Source organism: Vibrio eleionomae (genome assembly GCF_009874545.1).
In the GTDB taxonomy this organism is placed as follows: Bacteria; Pseudomonadota; Gammaproteobacteria; order Enterobacterales; family Vibrionaceae; genus Vibrio; species Vibrio nitrifigilis.
Window position 1 is genome coordinate 1 of the sequence record NZ_WEKT01000110.1, and the last position, 3,113, is coordinate 3,113.

Annotated in this window: 4 protein-coding genes; all 4 read right to left on the reverse strand. The window is 29.1% G+C overall.

Annotated features, from left to right (window positions below):
* A partial coding sequence (locus F9817_RS23555) for a hypothetical protein (RefSeq protein WP_161158643.1) occupies positions 1-488 on the reverse strand: 488 nt, incomplete at its 3' end.
* Positions 481-1,962, reverse strand: a complete 1,482-nt coding sequence (locus tag F9817_RS23560) for a class I SAM-dependent methyltransferase (RefSeq protein ID WP_161158644.1) — start codon at positions 1,960-1,962, stop codon at positions 481-483. The genes F9817_RS23555 and F9817_RS23560, both read right to left, overlap by 8 nt.
* 41 nt (positions 1,963-2,003) lie before the next feature.
* Positions 2,004-2,714, reverse strand: coding sequence for an ABC transporter ATP-binding protein (locus tag F9817_RS23565; RefSeq protein WP_161158645.1), 711 nt, complete (start codon positions 2,712-2,714; stop codon positions 2,004-2,006).
* Positions 2,711-3,113, reverse strand: a 403-nt coding sequence (locus F9817_RS23570; protein WP_161158646.1) for an ABC transporter permease, incomplete at its 5' end; no start/stop codon positions are given. The genes F9817_RS23565 and F9817_RS23570, both read right to left, overlap by 4 nt.

Sequence of the window (3,113 nt, forward strand, 5' to 3'; positions counted from 1 at the left end):
TGTGAATTCTTATAGAAATCCTTAGCGTATTCATTTCCTTCTTTTGAAATAGATAATATTAAATTTGCATAGGAAGCAATCTTTAGCCAACCATCCCAATTTTTTTCATCTTTCTTATGTTTTGCATATTTATTAAACCAATTTGGAGATTCAAAGTTTACCAATGCTATTTTTGATTTCATAATTGATGCACACTTTAGAGCATTATCATAAAAATCTTTATTAGTCGTTCCTGGTATGACAAATGTATAATCAACTTTGATATCGCTAAGTAAGGAGTTATCATCTAATCCCAATCTAAATTTTATATTTTTATGATATGTAAAAGCACTTAAGTCATTAGAGAAGATAGGAACTCTATCTGTAATATAATGAGTAGTGAATCCTAAACTAGAAAAACCCTCAGCTAACATCAGAGAAAAATAACGTCCACCAGAGTATATTCCATCAGGGTTAGTAACTATAATTGCAACTGATTTATCATTCATTTATTTTCTCTTTTTTTTGAAAAAGAAATTTTGCAAACAAGCCTTTATCATTGATTTTATTTTCAATAGCGATAGCAAATTTCTGCAAACCTGAAGCCTCTGACCTAATCCTATAGTCAGGCAGCGTTGAATAATCTACTAGTTCGTAATTAAAGTAATTTAGTATTTCCACTATTTCGGCTTTAGTATATTCTCTTAGATGTCCAAAATACCCATACTTTTTATAAGATTGATATTGCTGCATTACACCTTCATTAAATTTTGATGCCAATGCCGAGTCATAATTTAATAATCCAAGCCAACCGGATATAGAATTGATATTGGGAGTAGTTAGATATAAATAACCTCCATCTTCGATAAGTAAATCAATCTTTGAGATTACATCTAATAAGTTACCAGGAAGGTGTTCTATTACCTCACAAAAAGAAACAAAATCAAATTTACCCAATTCAATAAAACTATTTACACTATCATTAATAATATCTGAATCAAGATAATTCACATTATTATATTCCAAGCACTGCGCAAACAATCTTATCTGCGGGTCCACAACAAAAATATCATTACCAATTAAGTCTTGTAATAAAAGAGATAGTATTGGAGGATTTGCACCTATATCTAAAAATCTTGATTTTTTAGTTAAGTATTTCTTTATTAAATTCACATCCTCAAGTAATCTTATTTTATTTCCTTTTAGATAATCATGATAAAATTCGCTATTATGATTATGTTCTTTTGTTAAAATTTTAGCGTATTTTTCATATAGTTCACTTAAATTATTATCATTAAAAAAAGAATGATTATTTCTTTCTAACTTAACATTGTTTATTTCCAAATCTAGCTGACCAAATATATCTGGTATATCCAAATCGGTCAAAATCCGTTCTATTTCATTTCGATTACTTACCTTAACATCAATATAACTCTTACCAAAAAGTGATACTTTGATACTATCAATTTTTTTTATTTCACCTAACTTGTTTAATTTATTATCGATGTTATTTTTAATACCCTCATCGACACTATCAAATTCAACTAAAACTTTCTTCTCAAATACTATTCTACTCTCTACAAAAATTTTTATTATAATGTAACTGGATTCTATAGTATTGAGATTTATTCCATTTTTTAGAAAATACCATCCACACCTTGGGTGAGCTATCCATGGATATTTACCATATACATCAGGTCTAACCTTTGAATTTTCTGCATGTCCAATAAGTACACCATCTTCAGTATATAAATTTATTTCTTCATTACCTAAATTTGGGACGAACCAGCCATCAATCTTTATTATTTTTTTTGTCTTGTCATACCTAGCACTACCTACTCCGCCAAAAACCTGATATCGTAGCTCTTCATTTTTTAAATCAATTTCACTTGAACTTAAAAAATTAGCATCGACTTTATTCTCTTTTTGTAATTTTTTAACATTAATTTCTTCTCCAGTAACCAAATTCATTAAATAAGACATGATTCTTGCTTTTATATTGAACATATATCCAAATCCATTTTCTAATGCTCTGAAAATTCTTTAATTATAAATTTCTCATACTCTTCTATTACTTCTTTTGCGTCACCAGATCTATTTATTTTTCCATCTTCAATCCAAATCGCTTTATTACATAATGATTTTATTGTTTGTGAATGATGGGACACCAAAACTACAGTATCTCCAGAAGTCAATTTTTTCCTCATGGTTTCTTTGGATTTTTCCATGAATCTAGCATCACCAACACCAAGAATCTCGTCAATTAGTAGAATGTCGCTATTTATGTTTATTGCGACCGCAAATCCCAAACGTTGTTTCATTCCAGTAGAGTAATTTTTTATTGGCTGGTTTATAAATTCACCTAGCTCTGAATAAGAGATTATGGATGGCATTAGACGAATCATTTCTGATTTATTAATCCCAAGCATCATTCCGCTTAAGATAGCATTATGATATCCACTAACATTAATGTCATAGCTAACATTTAATGATAACAATGTAGTACTGTATCCATAATTAATTACAGATCCTGAATTTGGTTTTATAATCCCATTTAGTAAGCTCAATAGAGTACTTTTACCTACTCCATTGCGACCAATAATACCGATAGAATCACCTTCATAAATATCAAAACTAATTCCTTTAAGTACATGATTAAGACTTTTAGGTTTAAATAGAGGTAGCCCCGACCTGTAACTTACGGAGGCATCTATTATTGATATCAATTTCCTCATTTCTGTAACAGTAGCCTTGGGTAAATACTATCTAATTTATTTACTATTGTAATTGAAAGCTGAACCATTATTATTGACAATAATAGAATCAACAATAGATTAAATACATTAAAATTTAGATCTCCATTCATAAGTATTTGTCTGTACATAGTAACAATTTGAGTCATGGGGTTATATTCGAAATAAACATGGTATTGACTTGGTAAGTCATTTACTGAATATAGTATACCCGACAAATAAAAGGCAACTCTCAATCCATTTGATACTATTATTTTTAAATCTGGGAAAATCGGTATTATTGCCGCTACTAAAAAACCGAAAGTAGCGTTTATAAAAAACTGAGCGCACATAACTAAAGGTAAATACATGTAGTACTTATCAATATTAAAACCATATACC

Excerpts from the sequence above, each read along its gene's own strand:
- F9817_RS23560 (WP_161158644.1), bottom strand. The coding sequence starts at position 1,962 with ATGTCTTATTTAATGAATTTGGTTACTGGAGAAGAAATTAATGTTAAA.
- F9817_RS23565 (WP_161158645.1), bottom strand. The coding sequence starts at position 2,714 with ATGAGGAAATTGATATCAATAATAGATGCCTCCGTAAGTTACAGGTCG.